The following is a 20627-nucleotide window of genomic DNA, read 5'->3' on the forward strand; positions in this document are numbered from 1 at the left end:
CGCGGCCACCGCCCGCAACCGCAGAATCTCCTGCGCCGACGGCGACAGATGCCGCGCGTCCCCCACCAGATCACTCACACCCAGCTCAACGACCCGGAATCACAACCGTTCGAATCAATAGCCCTCTGCCGCGAAGGCGCCCGTCAATGCCATTGCTTGAGTTCCTAAAGTAATCTGGGTAGAAGCGTGATGGTCTTGGGTTGTCTGCGGCGGGTCGGCTGCCGCTTCCAACCCTAGGGCGGGTCAGCGTACTTGAGCTTGAAACGCTTGACGAATCGGTCCGACTCGCCGTGTCTGCGATTCCCGTCCCGGTACCTTCCTTCCCCTGATCGTGCCGTTGATCGTCTTCCTCGCCTTTCAGCGGTACTTCGTACAGGGCGTGATGGCCGGATCGGTCAAATAGCCGTACGGATGGCCGTTGGGCGCCGGGCACGAGCACGGCGCCCAACGGTTTAACCAGCCGAAGCGCTTCTGGAAACAGTGTGTGGTTTTCGGAGCCGAACACTATTCTTTGCTGTGTCTGCCCGGCTCCGTACCCGGCCGGGCAGTGCCCCCCGTTATCTTCTTCGCGGTCCTGCAAGAGGGCCGCTGGCCTCCGGGCCCGGCATGACTGTGTCCCCCTGTCGAGCAATGACCTGGGGGGTGGTGTCACCGGGCCCGAGAGGCGCCGTTGGAGACGCTGATGAGGGGTCCGACTACCGCCTGGCCGGGTGCAATGCCCGGCCGTTTGCGGGCGGCAGGTCTGCATAACGTGGATGCGCGCGTACGGCGCCAACGCCTTGGCCAGCACCGCACGAACCCCGCTCGGGAGGATGGGTTGAACGACATCGGTGACGTGGGCGTTTCCCTCGGCCTGGACGTCGGTAAGAGCACCCACCACGGCCACGGGTTGACCTCGGCCGGCAAGAAGGTCTTCGACAAGCAACTGCCCAACAGCGAGCCGAAACTGCGGGCCGTGTTCGACAAGCTGGCCGCAAAGTTCGGCACCGTGCTGGTGACCGTGGACCAGCCCGCCTCGATCGGATCCCTGCCCCTGACGGTCGCCCGGGACGCCGGCTGCAAGGTCGCCTACCTGCCAGGCCTGGCGACGCGGCGCATCGCCGACCTCTACCCGGGCGAGGCCAAGACCGACGCCAAGGATGCGGCGGTGATCGCGGACGCCGCCCGCACCATGCCACACACCCTGCGCTCGCTGGAGCTGACCGACGAGATCACCGCCGAGCTCACGGTCCTCGTCGGCTTCGACCAGGACCTCGCGGCCGAGGCCACCCGCACCAGCAATCGCATACGCGGCCTGCTCACCCAGTTCCACCCCAGCCTCGAACGTGTCCTTGGCCCCCGCCACGACCACCAGGCGGTCACCTGGCTCCTCAAGCGATACGGCTCTCCGGCCGCGCTGCGGAAAGCCGGTCGCCACAGGCTCGTTGAAGTGATCCGGCCCAAGGCCCCGCGCATGGCCGCCCGGTTGATCGACGAGGTCTTCGACGCGCTCGACGAACAGACCGTCGTGGTGCCCGGGACGGGCACCCTGGATGTCGTGGTGCCGTCCCTGGCCCGCTCGCTCTCGGCCGTCCACGACCAGCGCCGGGCTCTGGAAGCCCAGATCCGGGCCCTGCTGGAGGCACACCCTCTTTCCACGGTCCTGACCTCGATGCCAGGGGTCGCGGTCAGGACCGCCGCCGTCCTGCTGGTCACCGTCGGCGACGGCACCAGTTTCCCCAGCGCCGCCCACCTCGCCTCTTACGCCGGGCTCGCCCCAACGACGAAGTCGTCGGGGACCTCGATCCACGGCGAACATGCACCCAGAGGCGGAAACCGGCAGCTCAAACGGGCCATGTTCCTCTCGGCCTTCGCCGCCCTGCACGATCCCGCCTCCCGCACCTACTACGATCGATGCCGGGCCCGTGGGAAGACCCATACCCAGGCTCTCCTCCGCCTCGCGCGCCATCGCATCAGCGTGCTGTTCGCGATGCTCCGCGACGGCACCTTCTACGACCCACAACCCGCCCCATCAGCTTGACCAAACCCATAGGGGCACCCCCCCCCACGTACCCGGAAGGACTCCCCATGGAGAACAACTTCGCATCCGGTGACCGGATCGTGATCGTCCGGTCCGCCGATGGCCAGGATCCTCTCCCGCACGATGTCACTGGCACTGTGCGGCGCTGGAATCCCCATCCGCAACTGCGGCAACTCGAGGTGGACTGGGACGTTCCAGCGCTCCGCCGCCTGCTCGTCCTTGCCGACGACGCCGATGCCGTGCGGAAGATCTGAAAGCCCTCCGCGGCTTCCCCGAGGCTGCTATATCGCGTCAAGCCGCTTGGGCAAGATTCTCGGAGTTCGTTGCGGTGTTTCGGTCGGGGCGTTCGAGAATCTTGAAGAGTTGGCGGCAGATGGCTCGCTTGAGGCAGCGTTGCGCGTCGCGGGAGGTCTTGCCCTCGGTGACTCTGCGCGCGACGTACGCCTTCGCGGTCGGGTCGAGCCGCATCCGGATCAGCGTGATGGTGTGCAGGGCTCGGTTGAGCTGTGGGTCGCCGCTGCGGTTGAGCCGGTGCCGGTTGGTGAGCCCGGAGGAGGCGGGTATCGGCGAGACGCCGGCGAATGATGCGAAGGCGGCCTCGGACCGGAACCGGCCGGGATGGGACCGGCTGACCAGGATCTGGGTCGCGGTGATCGGCCCGACGCCGAGCAGGTCGAGAAGCTCGGGCGCGACTTCGCGGACCAGGGCGAGCATCTCGCCTTAACCTCAATACCGATAACTTAGGGGCATTCCGGTCGTTGTTGTTGGTATGCCAAGAGCGGGACAGCTGAAGTCATCTGGTGAGCGTCTGTCGGACCGGGTCGCGGTCGGGGTGTTGACACAGGCTTTTCCTCCGGGGCTTGTGGACGAGGTGTTGGCGGAGACGGGCCGGGTGCAGCAGCGGAACCGGCTGTTGCCGGCCCGGCTGGTGGTCTACTTCGTGTTGGCGATGTGCCTGTTCTCGGGGCAGGGCTATGAGGAGGTCGCGCGGTTGTTGACAGCGGTTTTGCGGGGTGCGCGGTGTTGGCGTGCGTCGTGGGCGGTGCCGAGTACGGCTGCGATCTGGAAAGCCAGGTCCCGGTTGGGTGTGGCGCCGCTGCGGCTGCTGTTCGCGCGGGTGTGCCGTCCGGTCGCCACACCGGACACTCAGGGTGCTTTCTACCGGAACTGGCGGCTGACCGCGATCGACGGCACCACGTTCGGTCTGCCTGACACGAAGGCGAACGTGGAGGTGTTCGGCCGTCCGCCTCGCTCCGGGCGGGGTGAACAGGACGTCGGTTGCCCGCAGTTGCGCATGGTCGGTCTGGTGGAGTGCGGCACCCATGCCGTCTTCGACGCCGCGATCGGTGCTCTGTGCGCCGGAGAGCAGACTCTGGCCCGTGCGGTCCTGGTGTCTCTGCGGCCGGGGATGATGCTGCTGGCCGACCGTGGCTTCTACGGCGTGGACCTGTGGCGTACAGCCGCCGCCACTGGGGCGGACCTGCTGTGGCGAGTCCGCAAAGACCTGGTGCTGCCCGTGGTCGAGCAACTGCCGGACGGCTCCTACCTCACCGAGATCTACGACCGGAGCGACATTCACCACACCCGTCGCGGGGTGCCGGTACGCGCGGTGGAGTACACCATCGCCGGCCACGAGGGTGTCTATCGCCTCATCACCACGATCCTCGACCCGGGCAAGGCCCCAGCCGCGGAACTGGCCGCCCTCTACGCCCAGCGATGGGAGTTCGAGTCCACCCTCGACGAAATCAAGACCCACCTCGGTGGGCCACGCCTGGTGCTGCGTTCACAGCACCCCGACGGAGCCGAGCAGGAACTCTACGGCTTCCTGCTCGTCCACCACGCCATCCGACACCTGATGCACCAGGCCGCACGACAAGGCGATCACGATCCCGACCGGATCTCCTTCACCCGCTCACTGCGCGTCGTGCGCCGCCAGGTCACCGACCAGGCGGCGTTTTCCCCCCGGCAGACTCACCCGCGCCATCAAAGCCACCCACGCTGAACTCCTCGAACGCCTCCTGCCGCCACGACGCCGCCGGTCCAACCCCCGCGTCATCAAACGCAAAATCGCCAGCTGGCCCCTCAAACGCGCAGCCCACCACGTTGCAGACCACCCACGCGCCCCAGTCGGACAACAACGCCCTAAGTTACCGGTATTGAGGCTAAGCGGCATTGCGCCTCAAAGCGCCGTGATCTGTTCGGCCGCCGCTGCCCGGCGGAGTTTTCCGGAAGTCGTCTTGGGTAGACTGCCAGGTTTGAGGACGTGCACGGCTGCCGGCCGTACGCCGACCAGGTCCACTACTCGCGCGGTAATCTCCTTGCGCAGCAGGGCAACTTTCTCCGCGTCACCGACCCGGGGGGATTCCACGGCGACCGCGAACCGCTCCCGTCGGGTGCCGGGGTTCAGCCGTATCGCGGCCGCGTGGCCGGCGCGTACTCCGTCGACGGAGGTGGCCGCTCGCTCGATGTCCGTGGGGTAGATGTTGCGGCCGCCCATGATGATGACGTCCTTGGCGCGCCCGCAGACCACCACGTCGCCGTCGGCGAGGTAGCCGAGGTCCCCGGTGTTCAGCCAGCCGTGCTCGTCTTGGGCGGATACCGGCCCGCTTTCCGCCAGGTAACCCGGGGTGACCGAGGTGCCGCGTACCCGCAGGTGGCCGACCTCACGGTCGCCGAGAGGCGCGCCGTCCGCGGTTACGACGGACACCTCAAGTCCGGGCAGTGGAGTGCCGAGCCGGCAGAACGTGCTACTCACGGCCTCTGGTTCGGCGGGGACGGCTACGCCGTCCGTTGTCAGGCGCCCGGCATCCACCACGTCCACTGCCAGGTCGGTGGCCAGAGGCGTGGCGGACACCGTGAGGGTGGCCTCCGCCAGGCCGTAGGCGGGGACTATGCATTCGCGGGGCATCCCGAACCGCGCGCCCGCTGAGGTGAAGGCCCGTATGGCTTCCGCGTCGATGGGTTCTCCTCCGCTTACCGCGACCCGCAGGGTGGAGAGGTCGAAGGTGCCGGGATTGACCACCTTGTCCATGAATCTGGCGACCAAGGCGTAGGCGAAGTTCGGCGCGGCGGTCCCGGTCACCCCGTACGTGCTGATCAGTGCGGGCCAGAGCAGTGGCGCGCTGAGGAAGTCGCGCGGAGTGACCTTGACCAGTTCGATGCCCAGGGCCATTGGTAGGGCGAGAAAGCCGATCATGCCCATGTCGTGGAACAGCGGCAACCAGGAGGCCAGCACGTCCTCCTCGGGGTAGTACCCCATCCTCTCAGCCATCGCCGTGATGTTGGAGATCAGGTTGCCGTGTGTGATCTGTACCGCTCTGGGGGCGCCCGTCGATCCGCTGGTCAACTGGAGCAGGGCGGTGGTGTCCTCACCTGCAGGAAACGGCAGCGCTACTCCGCCCGGAACAGGCGCCGCTTCTCCCGCCGAAGAAGGCACCGCCGCCGGGCCGCGGCCGGACAGTGCCGTGCCGGTGAACCCGGAGCCGTCCGGCTCGACTAGGTCGGTCAGCAGCCGGTGGGCGATGCCCTGGTCGGACAGGACCGCCACGACCCGTGTGAAGGAGGGGCCGAGCAGGACCAGCCCGGAGCCGATCATCTCCAGCGCCCGGACAGTGTCCCGGCTCCACTCGGCCAGGTCGGTGCGCGGGGTGGGTTGATGCAGCATGGTGACACTGCCGCCGGCCAGCCAGACGGCCTGCACGGCGGGTGCGATCAACACCGGCTCCGCGGCGAGCACGGCGACCGCCGTGCCGGGCCCAACCCCCTCAGCGATGAGCGCCACGGCGACTCGCCGCGCCTGCCGGTGTATCTCCGCCCAGCTCTGCCGACGCGGTTCCTTCGGCTCACCGGTCACCATGCCTCGCGGGGATCGTGCGGCGGTTGCCAGCAAGGCATCGACGAACCGACTCATTTCTCCTCTTCCTCCAAAAAACCTAGCAGACCCTGGACGCAGATCTCCAGAAATGCCGTGCTGGAAAGGTTTTGATATTCTTCGACAACATCAGGTTGGCACTAATGGATGTGCGACCTACATTGATAATGCATGACGAACTGTCCCGACACGGACGGTAATCATGGCCCCATCGAATAACGTTCCTTCAGGTCTTGTGGCCATTTCCCGGAGACCTGGGACCCCAAGGCTCGAAACTCCGGTACAACCGACTGTGATCAGCTGTGTCCGGCACCATTCACGGCCGGGGATCGGGGAACTGAGAACGGGTCACCGCGTCAAGCGCGAAATCGGGCAGATAACGGCTCAGCGCTATCAGCCCGCGCGCCATTACTCCCACGGGATATCGCGCGCGGGGTCGATTGCTTTTCGCGGCCCGCTCGATCACTCGTGCCACCTTCTCCGGGCTCAGCGCCATACTCAGCGCCCGCTGCTCGTACGCCGCGTTCACTCGCGACTCGACTGCTGCGTGAAAGGCGTCGTACGGACCGCCGGACGCCCGGGGAATAGTTGCGTTGATCTTCGACGGGAAAGGGGTACGGATCGGCCCGGGTTCGACGATGACCACCCGGATTCCAAATCCGCGCAGCTCCAGCCTGAGCGCGTCGGAGATCGCCTCGACCGCGTACTTCGACGCGTGCAGGAATCCCGCTCCGGGCAGGGAGAAGTGCCCGCCCATGGACGCGACATTGATGATCCGTCCCGTACGGCGAGACCGCATTCCGGGCAGTGTGAGCTGGGAGAGGCCCACCAGTCCGAAAAAGTTGGTCTCGAACTGCCGACGGGCGTCATCCAGTCCGGTGGCCTCCACAGCGCCCTGAATGCCGTATGCCGCGTTGTTCACCAGGATCCCGACCGCGCCGTGTTCGGACTCGACCCGTTTGACGACCTCGGCCATGCTCGCCTCGTCCGTGACGTCCAAGCGCAGCGTCACCGCGCCAGCGGCGGCCAGCTCAGCCAGGGAATCCGCGTCCCTGGCGGTCGCGTAGACGGGCTGTCCGGCCCGCAGAAAGCGCCACGCGGTTGCCTCCCCCACGCCCGAGGAGCATCCGGTGATCAGCACAGCCTGGGGCGTCGTCATGAAAAGAATTCCCGATCGGTCGGGGACGACACAGCGCCCAGGGGCCTGGGCGTCCGCAGCGGAACAAAGCGGTTGGTCCGGGTAAGGTACTCGTGGTATTCGGCGCCGAATGCGGAGGCGCACAATGTGCGTTCCTCCTTCGCGGCCACCGCGTTGAGTATCACGGCCTCGTACAGGAACAGCACGAGTGTCACCGCATGCGGGAAACAGGCGAAGGCACCGGCGAAGGCAAGCAGATACCCGGTGTAGAAAGGGTGCCGTATCAGGCGGTAGGCACCCCAGGTCACCACATACCGGGGTGCGTCGTTGGTCTGATGCCACAGTGCTATGGGCACGCGGTGGGTTCCTATGGTCATGCCGATCAGGGCGATGGACGCGGCGATGTAGACGCCAGCCACCAGTTGGGTCGCCGGGAGCCAGCCATCCGGCACCAGGGATGGGAATCCGAAAATCCGGGAGACTGTCAGGAAAATCGGGATCACACCGACGGGCAGGGAAACTGACCACCATCGGGCATTCATCACGCCGTCATTCCGGAAGAAGATCTTCGCCAGGGAGGCAATGAAGATGAAGTCAAGAATGACGAGCAGCAGGACCGGGTCATCCATGGAGATACCTTTCATCAGGGCGGCGGGTCGAAGCGCGTCTGCCGGGTTCATCCAGCGGCGCGATCAGAAAGACGTGACCAGATGAGTTCGGCAAGGTCGCCCAGCGTGCGCAGGTCGTAGAAGTCATCCCTGGCGAGCACCACGTCGTATTCCTCCTGGAGATCTACGACCAGTTCGACCGTGGTCATGCTATCGAGCGCCAGATCCTTGATCCGGATGTCGGGGGTGATCTCCCCGACCGGAAGCGAGATGAGGGAGGCGATATTTGTGGCCAGCTCGGTGAAGTCGTGGTCAGCCATGGGCGGGCGCTCCATTCCGGGACAGGGTCAGCGCCACGCTGAGGTAGCCGTGGGGTAGTTCCAGGGTGCGATAGCGAAATTCGAGCTGGGGGGCGCCGGTCAGACGGGCGGTGCCATTTCGCGCCGCCGGATTGTCCAGGGCGTACGCCCTCAGGTGCGTGCCCGCGTTGGCTGGGTTGGCCTTGTACAGTGCTTCCTTGACCGTCCACTGCCGCAGCAGCGCCCCCGGCCGCGCGGCGATCGGCAACGCCAGCAGTCGCTCGCGTTCCCGCGAGGTGAGGAAGAGGCGGGCCGTCTCCAGCGGAGACGGTTTGCGCAGTTCGATGTCCACCCCGACACCCCTGACCGGATCGGCGTCGCCGCTCAGGGCCATGGCGACGGCGAGCCCACCGGCGTACGACACCGAGACCCGCCGGTTGGGGAACGCGTAGGCAGAGGTGTCCGCGGGTAACGCAGCCCGGGCCAGAGCACGGCGCAGTGCCCGCCGGCTGGTGAGCCACATCCGGCGCCGCGGTTCGCCAGGCAGCGCGGCCACCTGCCGGGCTTCGCCGTCGGTGAGGTCCGCGACGGAAAGCGGGGTGTCAGCCACTGCCAGCTGGAACCTGATCTGGTTGACCGGGAACGCCGGCGGGCCCACGGTCGCACTCGTCGTCACCGTGGTTCCCGTTCGGCCAGGAAGGCGACCCGTTCTCCATACTCGGCCAGCGTTTTGGCGTATACGTCCTGGTCGGCCTCGGTGAACCTCTGGAGGGTGGCCTCGATGTGCTCAGCGCCGTAACGTTCCTCCATACTCTCCAACGCCTCGCGGACGTACTGGATGTGCCAGCGCTCATCGAGCATGATCTGCTCGAGTGTCTGCTTCACCCGGGGGTGGAGGTCCGGCACCCGCAACTGCTGGCGGTACTGGCCGATCACCCGCTTCTCCAGCACCTGGGTGATCGCCATGACCTCCATGAGGTTGCTCGGTGTGCCGACGGCCTCCAGGTACTGGTCCTGATAGGACTCCCGGAGCTTGATCGGGTGGGTATCGAGGTCGTTGATGCATTCGGTCCAGTACTTGGCGTGGTTGGCCTCGTCCGCGAAGTGGTGGGTCACCTCGGCCTGGAGTTGGCCCGGCCGGACCATCCGGGAGACACGTCCAAAGAACAGCGCGGCGTTGATCTCGGAGCTGCGGTAATAACTCAGCAGCCAGCGGTCGTTGTCGTTCAGGGACACTGCGGACACACTCCGTTCACGCGGACACGTCGACTTGTACGATCCCGGGCTCGCGGCGTCCCCAGCGGGTGTTCACCAGCCACGCGCAGGTGGCCGCGACGAGTGGGAGGCCGCCAGTGGAGGCGGGGCCGTCTTCCCAGGAACTCCTTATGCGGGTCTGGTCGAACTGCTTGGGGTGGAACATCTGCTCCGCGTAAGGCGCTACCGAGCGCAGCGCGGCCGCCATGGGGCTCGCGCTGAGGCTCTGGGCCGCGGACACGAGGTCACGGAAGCTGTCCACATCACAGAACTCCGGCCGGAGCAATCGCCTGCGGATGAAGGCGGGATCGGTCTCGAAGACATCGAAGGCCGTGTCCATGACCTCGCCCAGGGAGACCGCCTCGCTGGGGGCGGGCGCGAGGTGGTACACACCAGTGGGCGTTCCGGGCCGCACCAGGTGGAGGATGCCCCGGCTGGTGAAATCCGCTGTCGCCAGGTAGAGCCGGGTGTCCGGCCGGCCGGGCATCAGGGTCATCATTCCGTAGAAGAACAGCTTCAACGTGTTGTGGAAGGCGTTGTGCTGAGTGGCCCGGCCAGATTCGTCGTCGGCGATGATGGTGGACAGCCTGGCGATCGAGACCGGCAGATCGGGGAACCCAGCGGTGAGTCGTCGTTCGGCTTCGGCTTTGGACCATTCGTAATGGTTCGCGTAGGCGACGTCATCGTCCAGCAGCGTCTCCGCCACCGGGCCGGTCCGCAGTCCCGCGCTCACCAGTGTGGACAGCAGCAGGAATCGTTCAAGGCGCGGGCAGTCAGCGGCGAAGCGAGCCACGCGCAGCGTACCGTCGACGTTAATCGCCTGAGCCTGCGACCGGCTCACGTCGAACGCGGTACGGGCTGCCGCGTGCACGATGCCGGTCACCTCACCCGCGACGCCTGCGAGCGGCGCCTCCCGGGTGAGGTCGGCCGGGACGATCTCGATCCGACGGTCGGCTACTTCGCCGAGTTCGGTGCGTAGCGAGACACCTTTGGCAGCCAGTTCCTGCCGGTCGGCGGCACGGACGGTCAGGACCAGCCGGTCATCGGTGGTGGCGAGGAACTCCGCCGCCGCGCGCCGCCCGAGGTAGCCGTCGGCTCCGGTGATCAGTACGCGCGCTATCACAAGACACCGCACCTTTCTGCGGCGGCGCGTACGTCCGGCCAGTCGGCGGGGTCCGTTCCCCAGCGGTTGGTCAGGGCGTACAGCCACCTGTCGATACCAAAGGCGATACACCCGGTGGTCGCGGCTCGCTCGGCGCGGCTGATGGCATACGCGGTTCCGAAGTGGTCCTCGTGCAAGTTGACCGAGGCGAGCGCCAGATCACCGTAGACAGCCTCGTGTTTGGTCGGCTGGAGCCGCTGGGCCAGATACCGGGGGTTAGCCGCGGGATTGAAGAAGGGATCTGTCGCGGCTTCCCAACGGATCGGCAGATCCAGTTCGCCCATCAACCGGTCCGCCGTGGCACGCACGGTGGCGAGGAACTCCGCCACCTCGTCGCGGACGCCGATACAGACGATCTCCCGCATCCGGAAACTCCACTGGCGTCGCAGTGGTTCATAGAACGCCTCACGGCGGAAGCACGTGTTCCTGGTGGTGACATACCGAGGGGCGGACAGTACCTCGCCCCGGTGGTGTACGTAGACGTGGTAGCAGGCGGCCGGGGTGAGTACCTCCATCGCTGGCGCCAGCCGGGCGAGCCGCACCACCCCTGCGGCGCCGACCGGCTGGGCGGCGACGAACTCCTGCAGGTTATCCTCTTCCGGTGACAGGCACACCGCGAAGGACGCCAGGTGAGGGAAGGATTTTAGGTACTCAACGGGTTCCAGGTCCCCGGCCGCGAGGAGCGCGGGATGCTCTTCCTGCTGGGCCGTCCACCGGGACGCGATCGAAAGGAAGGCGTCGTCTAACTCGGCCGCCAGTTCGAGCAGCGGCCCGGAGAGCGTGGAGTGTCCACGGGCGTCCCAGCGCAAACCAGCCCCACGCAGGTCCGCCACTGCGATCCGTGCATCTTGCGTCCCTGCGGACGCCGGCGCGCCGCTCATGGCGCCAGACTCGTCTGCGGGCTGGAGCCCATGCCCAGGAATCTGGCGCAAATGGTGGCCACATCCCGGAAATCATCCGCGCCCAACTGTTCGACGTCGATCGGGCGCCGCCGGAGGCGCTCCAGCAGCAGAATCAATTCGGGCAGGTGCAGGGACGTCAGGTGGCGTCCCTGCAGTAGTGGCAGGTCGTCGGTTAAGCCGCCGGGCGGCAGATCACGGGCTTTCGCCGTCACCCAGGCCCTAAGTTCCTCAGCTTCAGAAGACATCAGCCGGCTCCTCCTCAAGAATCCCGGTGGACTGGAAGAAGCGCAGGCACCTCGTCGAGAACGCACGGCGGTGCGCACGCTGAGCCGGTGCGGCCCACGCGTCCTCGGCGGTCTGCCACGGGTCGTCCAGCCCGCAGTCCGCGTAAACATCGGGGTTGTAGTACTCGCGCCAGGTAGTGACGAAGAACTGGCCGAGCCGGGCCCGTACGTCCTCGCGCGTTGCGTCGTCCCAGCCTGGCGCGCGCGTCTCCCACAAGGCTTGGACAATCGCCCGATTGAACACGAGATGCCGGGTCTCGTCCGCGTGATGCGCCTGGTTGATGAACCTGGCCAGCTCGTGCAGCCTGACGTCCTTGCCCTGCACAACGTTGTACTGATCGGCATGCTCCTCAAACAAGAGCGCCTTGGCAAAAAACAGGAAGTCCGCCACCGAGCGGTCTTCGTCTCCGGCGAAAGGGACATGCCTGCTGCGGTAAATCTTGGCGTAACGCTGACAGAATCCGCCGAAATAGACGCTGTGTTTGTTCTCCTCATCCAGGAAATGATGAAGATAGTCCGAAATGTCCACCAGGTCGCTTCGGTACAGGCGGGCCGCCAGTCCCTCCATCAACGCCTTCTCGCCATGAATGTTCAGACTGAAGAAATTCGCGGCCTCCTGGAACGCCAGGCGCTTGGCCGCCGGGCCTTCCGCCTCCGGTCCGTGATCGGTGCCATACAAAGAGGTCAATTCACGCGAGAAAAACCAGTCTTCCTCGGGGCGCACCGAGTCCGGCCAGACGAGCGCCGCATAAGGGTTCTGATACTTGGACCTGGACAGTTCGGTCAGTCGCTCGACCGTCCCCGACATGGCGGCGATCGCCTCCCGCAGTCGGGCGCCCTCCTCGGCAGACCGGTCGGCGACCGCAGCGGAATCGTCTGTTGTCATCAAGGGCCTTCCTCAGCCTTGAGGATCACGGCCTGCCAGTTCAGGCCGTGCCCGGCCATCACCAACAGGATGTACTGACCGGGGGTGACACGACCGGAGCCGAGAAGCGCCTTAAGATTGATGACATTGTCAGCCGAGATCGCGTGGCCGATATCCGGAAGCGTGCTCTGCCAAACCCGGTCCTGATCGATGCGGAGCATGCGCGCCGCGATTTTCCAGGCGAGGCGGTTGGTGTTCTGAGGGACGACCCAAGCAATCTCGTCCGCGGTAAGGCCGGCGCGCTCCAGCGTCTCGCGGACCAACCGCGGAACGTAGGAGAAGAACGTGCCCACGGTCTCGTCGTTGCTGGCGGCGTGCAGACCGCCATTGGTGATTTGATGGGCGGTGACCAGGCGCAGCCCACCGGGCTGAGCCTGTGAGGTGACGACGCACGCGGCGGCGCCGTCGGAGATGAGGTTGTAGGACTGCTCGTACAGCGCGCCGTCCGGAAACCGGTCGGCGGACAGGCACAGCACCCGCTGCCAGCCGGGCTCGGCCGCCAGCAACGCCCAGGCCAACCGCAGGGAGCCAAGCATTCCCGTACACCCCTGCTGGTTCAGGCCGAAGACCGCGGGGGAACCGAGGTTGAAGTCGGCCTGCAGGCGGCTGGCCGGGAAATCCATCAGATGCTTGACATCTTTGGTGGCTTCCCATGCGTCGGAGTCGCCTACATTGCCGTTCTGCGGCAGACAGGTGCTGTACACGATGGCATCCACTCCCGTTTCCATCGGAAGTTCGCGTACCGCGTCCTTCGCCAGGTCGTACGCACTCTCTTTCGGTCCGCACAGATAGTGCCAACGGAATCCGGCCGCAACGAGGTCCGACGCACCGGACTGCAGCCTGCCCGCAGCCGAGGATTCCTCCAGTGCGTATCTCTCGACACCCAGAGAATAGGAAATATCGGTGACGGAGACATCGCTCACCGGAACGACTTCCCCACCGGCGCATCCCGCGCACCGACGGTATGGATCTCCTTGACGTTGCTGTGGGCAGACTTACTTGTAACCGAAATCATGACCCTAAACCCCAAATGACACGAAAGGAATATCCGTCCGTCGGATTAAAACCTGAAATCACGGTCAGTCGGATGTGGGACGATTTGATCAATGCGAGCGCGGAAGAGCCCTAGTCCCTTGGATTCGACACGCTTCTGGAGCGTTCGCCCTCGAACTTCCATGATGCCTACCTACATGTTAGGTAGGCAAGGGTGCATGGTGTCAACTACAGGGCGTCAGAAGGTCAGGGCTTCGCCCGGGACGACTTCCACATCGACTACGACCAGCAGCAGGTCACCTGCCCCCAGGGCCAGGTCAGCGCGGGCTGGCACGGCCCCTACCCGACCTCCTCGCCCACTGCGGCCCCGCTGATCGTGGCCAGGTTCACCAAGAGCCAGTGCCGCCCCTGCCCGGCCCGCACCCAGTGCACCACCACCGCCGACAGCGCCCGCACCGTGGGCTTTCCCCCGCGAGAGCTCCGCGACCTGCAACTCCGCGTCGGGAAAGCCCACATCCAGCACGTCCTGACGGCCATAGCCGTCAACATCGAGCGCCTCAGCGGGCTGTCACCGGAGGAAACGCCCACGCCCCGCCGACCAACTGCCTTCCAGAACTACCTCGACCAGCGCGAGATACCCCGGCTGAAGTCCTGGCGAACCCTGGGCAGCTGACCTCGGCACCTCCAAGATCCCCGATGTCAATGGCCTTGAAGCGCTGGCTCTGTCGCGGGTTCCGTGATTTTCGAGATGTTGATCTTCATTGGCAGAGGAGGACGCGCTTGCGGAGGAGGTCAGGCTTGGCCCGGCCGTACATCTGCCGCTTGAGCATCTTGACCCGGTTGACGTGTCCTTCGACCGGGCCGGAGTTCCAGTGCAGGCTGAGGCCGGCCATGACGGCGTCCCAGTCCTTGCGCAGACCGGTGGCGAATCCTCGCAGTTCAGGAAGTGTGCTGGCTTCTGTGTCCGTGGTCCACTGATCGAGCTTCTCCTGACCGCGGAGGTGGACGAGCATGTCGGCGAACCCGGCGACGATGTCGCAGGCGGCATCGAGGTCGGGGCAGCGGTCACGGAGTTCCTTGAGGGTGACACGGTCATCCTCGGTGCGGTTGTCGGGGTGGGTGAGGACGACGGTGGTGACCTCGCGGGCCTTGGGGACCGGAGGTCGGCTGGCGGGCTGGTTGTTCTTCTTGAGGTCGTGGACGAAGCGCCGGACCGTGCGTTCGCTGACGGCCAGGCCGCGCTCGATGAGTTCGTGGTGGAGTCGGTCGGAACTGGTGCAGCCCTCGGTGAAGCGGGCGATCAGGTAGGCGGCGTGGTCGTCCAGGATGCTTCGCCGGCCGGCCGGGCTGCCGCTGATCAACTCCTCCGGGGTTGCCGCGCGCATGAACTTGCGGACGGTCTTGGGGTCCAGGCGGAGCTCGGCGACGATGCCGGTGTGATTGACCCCCCTGTCCATCAGCGCGTGTACGGCTGCATGTCGCTCGCGGGACTGCTGGGCGCGCACGCCCTCGGGCTTCTCCGGCAGTCTGGCCACTTCCCTCTCGGGCGGTGGCGGGGTCCACTGCGAGCGGAGTCGTTTGACCAGGCGTTCGGTGGCGTCGCCGATGTTCTGCCAGAGGTGGAAGCGATCCGCGATCTGAGTGGCGGTGCCAGCTCCGCGGTCGGCGCCCTCGGCGTAACAGCGCGCCCGGTCACGGCAGATGATCTCTGTGCCAGGGTGGTCGGTGAGCCAGGCGGCCAGTGCATCGGCGGAGCGTTCGGGCAGGACATCGACGGGGCGTCTGCTCTCCATGTCGATCAAGATCGTTCCGTAGTGGTTGCCCTTCTTGAGCGCGAAGTCGTCGACGCCGAGAGCCCGGACGGTGTGGACTTCGGGGTCGGGCAGGGCGCGGATCAGTCGCAGCAGGGCGTCCTTGCCCAGGCCGATGGCCTGCAGCTCAGTGAGCCGGGCGCCGGCCCGGCCGCCGAGCGCGAGGGCGATCGCCTCGCGGATCGTGCGTAGCAGCATGGTGCAGCGTCCGTACTGGAATGTCAGGTCGGGTATCTGCTCGGCGAAGGTCCGCTTGCCGCAGTCGGCGGCGTCGCAGAAGAACCGGCGAACCCGCAGGTGGAGCACGGTCTGCTGGTTCGAGATCGCGGTGTCCGAGGGCCTTCGCTCATATCGGCTGTGCACCCGCGCCGACAATGTCCCGCAGCCCGGACACTCCGCCACAGGCTCCCTGCCTCGCGCCTGGATGCGGACTGTACGGCCGGTGGCCCAGACGAACTCGACGTGCAGGCGGCCGAAGTGCGGGAACAGCACAGCAACAAGATCAGCGACGGTCATCCGGCATGATCACGAGCCAGGAAGATCAACATCTCGAAAATCACGGAACCCGCGACAGAGCCGAAGCGCTCCCCGTAGGCGGCCAGGGTTTCGCCCCACTGGCGGCCTGCGAGATCTCCCCAACGGCGGCCAGATAATTCCCCGCCGTGGTGAGTGTGTGATCAGCTGAAGGGCTTGACTCCCTGTCCGGAGGTGGCCTGGGTGAGCCGGAAACTGTCACCCTGGGTGACCACGATGTGAGCGTGGTGCATGAGCCGGTCGACGGTCGCGGTGGCCAGGGTCTTCGGCATGATCTCGTCGAATCCTGATGGGTGGAGGTTGCTGCTGACGGCAAGCGCGCGTCGTTCGTAGGCGGCATCGACCAGGCGGTAGAAGCCCTCGGCGGCGTCGGGGCTGACGGGCAGCAGGCCGATGTCGTCGACGATGATCAGGTCGGAGCGGATCACCCGGGTCAGGGCCTTGGCGATGGAGTCGTCGGCCCGGTGGCGGCGGACGAGGGCGCCGAGGTCTTCGATGGAGAACCAGGCGACGGCCATCCCGGCCTCGACGGCGGCCTGCCCAAGGGCCTCGCACCAGTGGCTCTTCCCGGTCCCCGAGGGCCCGACTACGCAGAGATTTTCCCTGCGTTGGACCCATTCGAGGGTCTTGATGGAGTCCTGGGTGGCTCGGGGTATGGAGGATGCCTGCTCGTCCCAGTCGCCGAACGTCTTTCCGGCGGGGAAGCCGGCCCGCTTGCGACGGGTGTGGAGGTTCGCGCGGTCGCGGCCGGCGGCCTCTTCGGAAAGCAGGACACGTACGACTTCCGCGGGGTCCCACCGCTGGGCCTTCGCGGTGGGAATCACATCGGTCAACGCCTTGCGGATGTGCGGGAGTTTGAGGCGCTTGGTCAGCTCGATAGCCTCGGCGAGCTGGTCGCCGCTGGAGCCGGAAACGGTGCGGAGAGGGGTGGCCATCAGAGCGTGTCGCCTTCGTCGTCGATCTCGAGCGGGGTGGTGGTGCCGAAGCGGGACCAGGCGGAGGTGCCGGGCTGCAGGCTGTGGGTTTCGCTGGCGCGGGTGACCTCGACGCTGTCGCGGCCGACCTGGTAGTCGAGGATGGAGATCAGATCCTTCTCGGCGAACCGGCCGGTGACCGCGGCGGTGCCAAGCGCCCGGTCGACCTCGGCGGTGGAGTAGAGCTTGGAGAAGGCGACGGCCTCGGCCATCTTCGCCTTGACCTTGCGGGTGCCCGCGGTGGCGGCCTCGACCAGCCAGGAGGCGGCGCCGGGGCCGAGCATCAAGAACGCGGCCTCCTCGGCACTTGTCGCCTTCGGGACGCGGTCGCCTTCCTTGTTCTCGCGCGGCGGGTAGTGCGTGTCGTCCAGGACCGGGGTGCCGGCCGATCCGCGCAGGTGGCGGGCCACCTCGCGGGCATGGCCGTCGCCGGCGTCGACCGCGGTGACGATCAGCTCGTCGCCGCGGAAACGGGCCCAGACCCGGGTGTCGATCAGCTCGTGCGGAACCGAGTAGCGCACGGCTTCGACCGAGATGGTGGAGTCCCAGCAGACCCGCCGGGTGGTGCCGAACGCGACGGTGAAGGGCTGCTTGGGCAACGGGTGCAATCGCTGGCGTTCCTCGGCGAGCATCTCGACCGGGCGACGCCTGGTCTCGCGGTGGACCCGGCTGTTGACCTCCTCGCAGAAGGTGCGGCAGGCCGACTCCAGGGCGGCGAAGTTGCGGTATTCCTCGAGGAGGTTGACGTCCTTGGGGACCAGGTCGGCCTTGGCGATGCGGACGGTCGCCTCCGATCCGCCCTTGGTTTCGGGGTCCGCCGGCAGACAGGTACGTATCGTCATGCCGTAGTGGCGGGCGACCTCGACGATCTCGGGGTTGCGGACCGCGATCCCGGCGATGTGGTCGGTGGTGACCGTCTTCTCGTTGTCGGTCAGCGCGTAGGCCGGGACCCCGCCGATCCGCCGCAGTGTCGCGTCGAGACACGCGGTGATCGTCGGCAGCGTCTTGTCCCAGACCGGGATCACCACGCGGAAACGCGACCAGGCCACCCACGCGCACCACAGCGACGTGCGTCGTCCGCCGATCTGCGGGCCCTCGCCCCAGTCCCATTGCAGCCACAGCCCCGGCTCGGTGATCCACGGCCGGTAAACACGGCGCTGACCGGCCCTGAACTGGGATTTTGCCTCGGCGACCGTGCGGCGGGTGGTGCGTTCCCCGCCCGTGAAGCCCATCGCGGTGATCCTTTTGTGGACCACGTCCGCACGGATCCGCCCGTTGGAGCGGACCACCAGTTCCTCGATCTTCGGCAGGAATACGTCGATGGCCGGTCGCGGTGCCGGCGGGTGTCGGGGTGCTGTCCGGCGGCCCGCATCTTCACATATCGGGCCACCGTGTGGTGGTCGCACCCGGCGAGCTCGGCCGCCGCGCGGTAACTGCCCGTGAGGTCGTACGCCTCAAGGATTTCCATGATCTCCCTGCTGTTCTTCACCCGCTCGAGCTTCGCCGACCGGGTACGTCTGGGGCGAGCGGGGAGATATCTGGCCATCCGCGGGGAAAACTCTGGCCGTCACTGGGGGCGCAAATGGCCGCCTATGGGGAGTATGTCGAGGCCACGGTCACCCCGACAGAGTCAAGTTGTAGAAGCCGTCGATGTACTCGAAGAGCGCCAGGTTCGCCTCGGCCCTGGTGGTGAAGGTCCGGGGTCAAGGCCCGCCCGGCTGCTGGGGCACGGCGGGGTCCGGGCCGTCGCGCGTGCCGCAGGGGTGAGCGAGACGACGGTGCGGAAGGGCGTCTTCGAGTTGGAGGGCGGTGAGGACCCACTGCCCGATGGCCGGGTCCGCCGGGGCGGCGGCGGTCGCAAGAGCGCCGAGAAGCTTGACCGGCTGCTCGTTCCGGCGTTGCTGGCGCTGGTCGAGCCGGATGAGCGGGGCGATCCGATGTCGCCGCTGCGGTGGACGACCAAGTCGCTGCGGTGGACGACCAAGTCGCTGCGGTCTCTGGCCGGGGAGCTGACACGGCAGGGCCATGCCGCCCGCCCAAAGCCGATGCCCACTGGGTCCGGACCACGGGATCATGTCGGGAATGTTCAGGGTGCGGATGTCTTCTCGGTGGCGAGCCAGTGGTCGTGGGGGATGCCGGAACTCCGGTCCTGTCGGATTAGGGTGATCTCACGGGGGGCGTCGTGGGGGCCGATGGTGTACAGGGCGCCTTCGGGGGTGATCACGTTGATGCGGGCGTTGTAGATCCAGGCGGCCGCCAGAGGGGCGATGTCGCCGGACGCGTCGTCGTAGACACCGGGTGTTTCCAGGGAAGCGATGATCCCTTCGCGGTCCCTGTTGGACCAGTTTTCGGTGACCCGGGCCTGGATTTCGTTCCGGTAGGCGGAGACGCCGCCCATCACGGCCAGGTAGGCGTCGATTTCCTGGGGAGGCATACCGTCGAGGGAGCGGAACTCGTCCGCGGCGGCCCCACTCTGCCCCTGGGCGTCCAATTGCGGCCACAGCACCTGCGGCGACCGGCGCAGGTCAGCGCGGAGTTCCCTGGCCAGAACGCTGCGGACATCCCCGGCGGTGACACCATCGACCCCGGACCGCAGCAGCGCGTGGAAGAAGCAGTCACCGTCATGGGGGACATCGACCGCACGGAGGCCGCGCTCCTGCAGCGTCTGGGCCTGCGGGCCGGTGAGCGTACCGGCCGCCCCCGGCATGGAACCGTCCCACGCCAGAATCCAGTCCCAGAGATCCTTCGGCACCCCGGTCAGGTCCAAACCATCACCGGCCGGATCCAGTCCCGGAAGCCCGCCGAGGTCCCAGGAGCCGCCGTCCCAGCCCGGAATCCCGGCCGGGGCCAGACCACCACCGGTCAGGTCCAGACCCTCCGGCACCCCGGTGTCCAGACCACCGGCCACACCCAGGTCCAGACCACTGCCCGGATCCAGACCACCGGCCGTATCCGTGGTCCCCCCCGTATCCGGCACCCCGGCCGGGTCCGGATCCTCACCCGGCAACGGGACATCAGTCGGGGACTGAGCGGGCGTTCGCACCGCGTCGGCCTGCTCACGCCGCCGCCTTTTCCCCGGCCGGCCGGGTTTGGCAGTCGGCGGCTGATCGGACGGTAGCACCGCCGCGTCGGCCTCCCCACGCCGCCTTTTCCCCGGCCGGCCAGAATCTCCGGCCCCCACCGCCGCACTCTTGCCACCCCCCCGCTCCACCTTCTCCAGGCTGACGCCTGCGCTCTCCAATTGTTCCCGGATGCCACCCGAAAATATCCCATCGCCGCTCCGGATAAGGTTCAGGATCGCGCCGATCGGAAAATCTCTACCCTCGAACGGTACTGTCGTGCTCGCATCAAGGTCACCGCCTTTCCATTCAGTTTCTTTCTTGTACTGAAGGAGGGCGGGCACAAAATCTTCGAACGACCATTCATTCTGGCGGGTTTTTGTTTTTGCTTTATCCAGTTTTTCGATGCCTTCATCTTTCAGTTTTTTCAGAACTTCAACCAAAACTTTCCGCTCGCCGCTCCGGATGCTGTACAGGATTCCGCCGATCGGAAAAACTCTACCCTTGAACGTTACTTTCCTTTTCTGGCCGAGCTCCTCTTTCCATTTTGGATTTTCTTTCTTGTACTGGAGGAGGGCGGCCAGGAATTCTTCGTCCTTCCATGATTCCTTGGGTTTTTTTTCGGTTTTTGCTTTATCCAGTTTTTCGATGCCTTCATCTTTCAGTTGCTTCAGGAAGTCAGGCGACACTAGCCGCTTGCCGCTCCGGATGCTGTACAGGATTCCGCCGATCGGAAAAACTCTACCCTTGAACGTTACTTTCCTTTTCTGGCCGAGCTCCTCTTTCCATTTTG

The 20627-nt window shown here is 66.2% G+C and carries 18 protein-coding genes and 4 pseudogenes; 6 read left to right on the top strand and 16 right to left on the bottom strand.

Annotated features, from left to right (window positions below; genetic code table 11):
• Nucleotides 1–307 precede the first annotated feature (307 nt).
• The 3 genes and pseudogenes from ACGFU7_RS44125 to ACGFU7_RS44135 all read left to right on the top strand — a co-directional run.
• Nucleotides 308–403: pseudogene (locus ACGFU7_RS44125) on the top strand (carbohydrate ABC transporter permease); the annotation flags it as partial.
• 414 nt (nt 404–817) lie between these two features.
• A complete protein-coding gene (locus tag ACGFU7_RS44130) occupies nt 818–2020 on the top strand; it encodes an IS110 family transposase (RefSeq protein WP_393704079.1) in 1203 nt (400 codons plus the stop codon).
• Nucleotides 2021–2067: 47 nt separating this feature from the next.
• The gene (locus ACGFU7_RS44135) at nt 2068–2274 is read left to right on the top strand and encodes a DUF4314 domain-containing protein (RefSeq protein ID WP_393704080.1); all 207 of its coding nucleotides are present in this window, start codon (nt 2068–2070) and stop codon (nt 2272–2274) included.
• 37 nt (nt 2275–2311) lie between these two features.
• On the opposite strand, the gene ACGFU7_RS44140 is transcribed toward ACGFU7_RS44135, so the two are convergent.
• Nucleotides 2312–2734, bottom strand: coding sequence for a transposase (locus tag ACGFU7_RS44140; protein WP_393704082.1), 423 nt, complete (start codon nt 2732–2734; stop codon nt 2312–2314).
• Between the two features lie 55 nt (nt 2735–2789).
• Here ACGFU7_RS44140 and ACGFU7_RS44145 point away from each other — a divergent pair, with 55 nt between their 5' ends.
• On the top strand, nt 2790–4022 hold the full coding sequence (locus tag ACGFU7_RS44145) for an IS4 family transposase (protein ID WP_393704084.1): 1233 nt from the start codon (nt 2790–2792) through the stop codon (nt 4020–4022).
• 177 nt (nt 4023–4199) lie between these two features.
• Here the strand turns inward: ACGFU7_RS44145 and ACGFU7_RS44150 are convergent, their stop codons facing one another.
• The 11 genes from ACGFU7_RS44150 to ACGFU7_RS44200 all read right to left on the bottom strand — a co-directional run bounded on the left by ACGFU7_RS44150 (nt 4200) and on the right by ACGFU7_RS44200 (nt 13386).
• Complete coding sequence (locus tag ACGFU7_RS44150; protein WP_393704085.1) at nt 4200–5930, bottom strand: fatty acyl-AMP ligase; 1731 nt, start codon at nt 5928–5930, stop codon at nt 4200–4202.
• A 277-nt stretch (nt 5931–6207) separates the two neighbouring features.
• Nucleotides 6208–7050, bottom strand: coding sequence for an SDR family NAD(P)-dependent oxidoreductase (locus ACGFU7_RS44155; RefSeq protein WP_393704086.1), 843 nt, complete (start codon nt 7048–7050; stop codon nt 6208–6210).
• Nucleotides 7047–7658 carry a methyltransferase family protein gene (locus ACGFU7_RS44160; protein WP_393704087.1) on the bottom strand — a complete coding sequence of 204 codons (612 nt, stop codon included), beginning with the start codon at nt 7656–7658 and terminating at the stop codon, nt 7047–7049. Before ACGFU7_RS44160 ends, ACGFU7_RS44155 begins: the two co-directional genes overlap by 4 nt.
• Before the next feature lie 47 nt (nt 7659–7705).
• Entirely contained in the window at nt 7706–7957 is a 252-nt protein-coding gene (locus ACGFU7_RS44165) for an acyl carrier protein (RefSeq protein ID WP_393704088.1), read from the bottom strand.
• Nucleotides 7950–8612 carry a 4'-phosphopantetheinyl transferase family protein gene (locus ACGFU7_RS44170; RefSeq protein ID WP_393704090.1) on the bottom strand — a complete coding sequence of 221 codons (663 nt, stop codon included), beginning with the start codon at nt 8610–8612 and terminating at the stop codon, nt 7950–7952. Before ACGFU7_RS44170 ends, ACGFU7_RS44165 begins: the two co-directional genes overlap by 8 nt.
• Complete coding sequence (locus ACGFU7_RS44175) at nt 8609–9172, bottom strand: ferritin-like domain-containing protein (protein WP_393704092.1); 564 nt, start codon at nt 9170–9172, stop codon at nt 8609–8611. The genes ACGFU7_RS44170 and ACGFU7_RS44175 overlap by 4 nt, the downstream gene beginning before the upstream one ends.
• A 16-nt stretch (nt 9173–9188) precedes the next feature.
• Nucleotides 9189–10313: an SDR family oxidoreductase gene (locus ACGFU7_RS44180; RefSeq protein ID WP_393704093.1), complete on the bottom strand. Its 1125-nt coding sequence runs from the start codon at nt 10311–10313 to the stop codon at nt 9189–9191.
• Nucleotides 10310–11185 (bottom strand): hypothetical protein, encoded by an 876-nt coding sequence (locus tag ACGFU7_RS44185; RefSeq protein ID WP_393704095.1) that lies wholly within the window; start codon nt 11183–11185, stop codon nt 10310–10312. The genes ACGFU7_RS44180 and ACGFU7_RS44185 overlap by 4 nt, the downstream gene beginning before the upstream one ends.
• A gap of 44 nt (nt 11186–11229) precedes the next feature.
• Entirely contained in the window at nt 11230–11499 is a 270-nt protein-coding gene (locus ACGFU7_RS44190) for a hypothetical protein (protein WP_393704096.1), read from the bottom strand.
• Entirely contained in the window at nt 11489–12424 is a 936-nt protein-coding gene (locus tag ACGFU7_RS44195) for a diiron oxygenase (protein WP_393704097.1), read from the bottom strand. Before ACGFU7_RS44195 ends, ACGFU7_RS44190 begins: the two co-directional genes overlap by 11 nt.
• Nucleotides 12424–13386, bottom strand: coding sequence for a 3-oxoacyl-[acyl-carrier-protein] synthase III C-terminal domain-containing protein (locus tag ACGFU7_RS44200; protein ID WP_393704098.1), 963 nt, complete (start codon nt 13384–13386; stop codon nt 12424–12426). Before ACGFU7_RS44200 ends, ACGFU7_RS44195 begins: the two co-directional genes overlap by 1 nt.
• Before the next feature lie 284 nt (nt 13387–13670).
• Here ACGFU7_RS44200 and ACGFU7_RS44205 point away from each other — a divergent pair, with 284 nt between their 5' ends.
• Nucleotides 13671–14129, top strand: a complete 459-nt coding sequence (locus ACGFU7_RS44205; protein WP_393704099.1) for a hypothetical protein — start codon at nt 13671–13673, stop codon at nt 14127–14129.
• Between the two features lie 85 nt (nt 14130–14214).
• On the opposite strand, the gene ACGFU7_RS44210 is transcribed toward ACGFU7_RS44205, so the two are convergent.
• The 3 genes and pseudogenes from ACGFU7_RS44210 to istA all read right to left on the bottom strand — a co-directional run bounded on the left by ACGFU7_RS44210 (nt 14215) and on the right by istA (nt 18264).
• Nucleotides 14215–15783: an ISL3 family transposase gene (locus tag ACGFU7_RS44210; protein ID WP_393704100.1), complete on the bottom strand. Its 1569-nt coding sequence runs from the start codon at nt 15781–15783 to the stop codon at nt 14215–14217.
• Between the two features lie 161 nt (nt 15784–15944).
• The gene (istB, locus tag ACGFU7_RS44215) at nt 15945–16736 is read right to left on the bottom strand and encodes an IS21-like element helper ATPase IstB (RefSeq protein WP_266795039.1); all 792 of its coding nucleotides are present in this window, start codon (nt 16734–16736) and stop codon (nt 15945–15947) included.
• Nucleotides 16736–18264, bottom strand: a pseudogene (gene istA / locus ACGFU7_RS44220) (IS21 family transposase). The gene istB and the pseudogene istA overlap by 1 nt, the downstream one beginning before the upstream one ends.
• Nucleotides 18265–18376: 112 nt before the next feature.
• On the opposite strand from istA, the pseudogene ACGFU7_RS44225 reads away from it, so the two are divergent.
• Nucleotides 18377–18802: pseudogene (locus ACGFU7_RS44225) on the top strand (hypothetical protein); the annotation flags it as partial.
• Between the two features lie 59 nt (nt 18803–18861).
• On the opposite strand, the pseudogene ACGFU7_RS44230 reads toward ACGFU7_RS44225, so the two are convergent.
• Nucleotides 18862–20627, bottom strand: a pseudogene (locus ACGFU7_RS44230) (hypothetical protein); the annotation flags it as partial.

Source organism: Streptomyces sp. NPDC048473 (assembly GCF_043200155.1).
GTDB lineage: Bacteria > Actinomycetota > Actinomycetes > Streptomycetales > Streptomycetaceae > Streptomyces.